General features: G+C 34.5%; 3 protein-coding genes. All 3 read right to left on the reverse strand.

Features of this window, described 5'->3' with window-relative positions; all coding sequences use genetic code 11:
- Nucleotides 1-129 precede the first annotated feature (129 nt).
- On the reverse strand, nucleotides 130-621 hold the full coding sequence (locus BW932_RS14080; RefSeq protein WP_076388684.1) for a hypothetical protein: 492 nt from the start codon (nucleotides 619-621) through the stop codon (nucleotides 130-132).
- Nucleotides 618-989 (reverse strand): hypothetical protein, encoded by a 372-nt coding sequence (locus BW932_RS14085; protein ID WP_076388686.1) that lies wholly within the window; start codon nucleotides 987-989, stop codon nucleotides 618-620. Before BW932_RS14085 ends, BW932_RS14080 begins: the two co-directional genes overlap by 4 nt.
- Nucleotides 990-1,170: 181 nt before the next feature.
- Nucleotides 1,171-2,295 carry an ABC transporter permease gene (locus BW932_RS14090; RefSeq protein ID WP_076388688.1) on the reverse strand — a complete coding sequence of 375 codons (1,125 nt, stop codon included), beginning with the start codon at nucleotides 2,293-2,295 and terminating at the stop codon, nucleotides 1,171-1,173.
- Nucleotides 2,296-2,609 lie beyond the last annotated feature (314 nt).

The raw sequence follows: 2,609 nt of genomic DNA on the forward strand, positions 1-2,609 counted from the left end.
AATAATCCATCTCATTTTTGCAGTACTCAAATCTGGAAAAAAATATGAAAATAATTACCAAAATAGTTTGGCGGTGTCATAGAAATCAAGCCGGGCTGCAAAATCAGTTTAAATATTAATTGTTCATTATTAATTAAAAAACTGGTGGTATTTGTCCATCGATTCTTTCAATTCTCCCACGATTTTATTCGCGTCTTCTCTATTTTCTGCTTTCTGTAATTTTTCAATTTCTTTCATGTGAGGAGCTAACCAAACGTGTAAATTATCATGTGGAACTCCAGTCATCGTGCAGCTTTTAACGAGTTTTTCATTTGTAGCATTCAATTTTGTTGCTAACATTTTGTAATCTGCAGTTTCCGAATTGTAAGAATTAAGTAGTGTTTCAGTTTGGTTGACGAAAGGTTTCATTTCGTTGTTTACAGCCCATTTTGCACCATTGTTTAATTCCAGTTTTGCACCTTCTTTATGTTCATCTGATTTTTCCTGAGCTTCTGTTACATTTTCTTCGGAAGCAGTTTGTTCGGTTTTCAAATTTTCTTCGGTACTAATTTTTTCTTGTTTTTTCTCGCAAGAAATTACGATTGCTAAACCCAAAAGTGCTGATAAAATTGCTTTTTTCATTTCTTATCAATTTTGTTGGTTAAAAATATAAATTGTGCAGTTACTGCAATTCGGAAAGTCATGGCTCCGATTGTTTTTGTTTCATACGGAACATTGTCATTGATTTGAATAAATAATCCGAAATAGGTTAGAATTAAAATCACCAGTGAAATAATGAGTAGAAGTTTTGCCCAGGATTGATTTCGTAAAATTCCCAATGCGGCAATCAGATAAAGCATTCCACAAATCCAGTTGGCCCAAACTACGAACGGAATGAAATGACCTTCCTTTTCTCTAATTCCAAACCAATCGAATAGGACGGAACTGCTCATAAATAAGGTAACTCCTCCGAAAATAATCAGAAAAATTAGAAGTATCGTTTTTTTCATAATTGATGAATTTTAATTATAGTTTTCTAAATTTCTAACATCAAACATCAAATATCAAACATCCAACATCTAACATCCAACATCAAACATCTAACATCCAACATCTAACATCCAACATCCAACATCTAACATCCAACATCTAACATCCAACATCCAACATCCAACATCCAACATCTTTCTTCTAATTCGTTTTTCGATAGCGTAAAACTGCCCAAGAAATCACCAAAAATCCTAAACCCATGATAAATCCAAAATGGGGAAGTAAATCTTTGAAACCGCTATTTTTCAACATGATGAGACGAATTCCATCTACGCCGTAAGTAACAGGATTTACATAAGCGATATATTTTGCCCAATCGGCCATACTTTCTGTCGGTGTGAAAAGTCCGCTCATCAAAATGAAAATCATCATAAAAAAGAAAACCACAAACATCGCTTGCTGTTGCGTTTCGCTGTACACGGAAGCCAAAAGTCCCATTCCTAAAATCGTGATCAAGTACACCGAGATAAACCCATACAGCAGCAGAAAACTTCCCTGCATCTCAATTTTGTAAACAAAGATCGTAACGAAAAGTCCGACGGTGAAAGCAATCATTGCCAGAATCCAAAACGGAATGAGTTTTCCTAAAATGAAATCTCTTTTCTTAATTGGCGAAACATTAATTTGCTCGATGGTGCCGCTTTCTTTTTCCTGAACAATATTTAATGCCGCTAAATAACCACTGATTAAAGTCACCAAAAAAGCCAAAATTCCCGGAACTAAAGAAAGCCTGTAATTGTAATTTTTATTAAACCAGAAAGTCGGTACGATTTCTAAACCCGAAATTTTCTTCGCACGTTCTAATTCTGGATTCATTTGTAGCTGAATCTGCTGATTGTAATTCTGTAAAATTTGACCCAAATAACTCGCAGAAAGTCCGGCTTTTGTTCCGTTAATCGCATTAATGGCGACCAATATTTTTTCGTTGTTTTCGCGTACGATATTTTTCTCGAAATGATTGGGAATTTCCAGAATCAGATCGGCTTTGTCGTTTTCAATTTGGTGATAAGCGGCGTTGTAAATTTCGCAGTAATCAACGATTTTGAAATATCCTGAAGCGGTTATTTTTCTAATGAGTTCGCGGGATTGCGTAGATTTATCGTGATCTACAATTGCGATTTTAATATCTTTTATTTCATAATTTGCTGCCAAAGGAAGGATCACCAACTGCAGAACCGGCATTACGAAAATAATCGCCAAAATTGATTTGTTCCTGAAAATCTGCAGGAATTCTTTTTTAATTAAGATGGAAAGTGTTCTGAACATTTTTTTTACTTGTCATTTTTTACCTTAAAGTCACAGACGTTGAATTTTTTTTCTCAACACAATGACCACAAATTTTTCTTTTCTAATAGGGTGAATTGCCATCTTCTTTTAAGTTCGCAAAGGCCTTTTATGTATTCGAATCTTCGGCTTCACTTCGCGAACGGTGGTTGTTTGATTTCAAGATCAAAGTTTTATTTGTAGCGAAAATCTGCAGCCCGACTTGATTTCTATGACACCGCCAAACTATTTTGGTAATTATTTTCATATTTTTTTCCAGATTTGAGTACTGCAAAAATGAGATGGATTATTTTATT

Origin of the sequence: Kaistella chaponensis (genome assembly GCF_900156725.1) — a bacterium.
Taxonomy (GTDB): domain Bacteria; phylum Bacteroidota; class Bacteroidia; order Flavobacteriales; family Weeksellaceae; genus Kaistella; species Kaistella chaponensis.

Excerpts from the sequence above, each read along its gene's own strand:
- BW932_RS14085 (WP_076388686.1), bottom strand. The coding sequence starts at position 989 with ATGAAAAAAACGATACTTCTAATTTTTCTGATTATTTTCGGAGGAGTT.
- BW932_RS14080 (WP_076388684.1), bottom strand. The coding sequence starts at position 621 with ATGAAAAAAGCAATTTTATCAGCACTTTTGGGTTTAGCAATCGTAATT.
- BW932_RS14090 (WP_076388688.1), bottom strand. The coding sequence starts at position 2,295 with ATGTTCAGAACACTTTCCATCTTAATTAAAAAAGAATTCCTGCAGATT.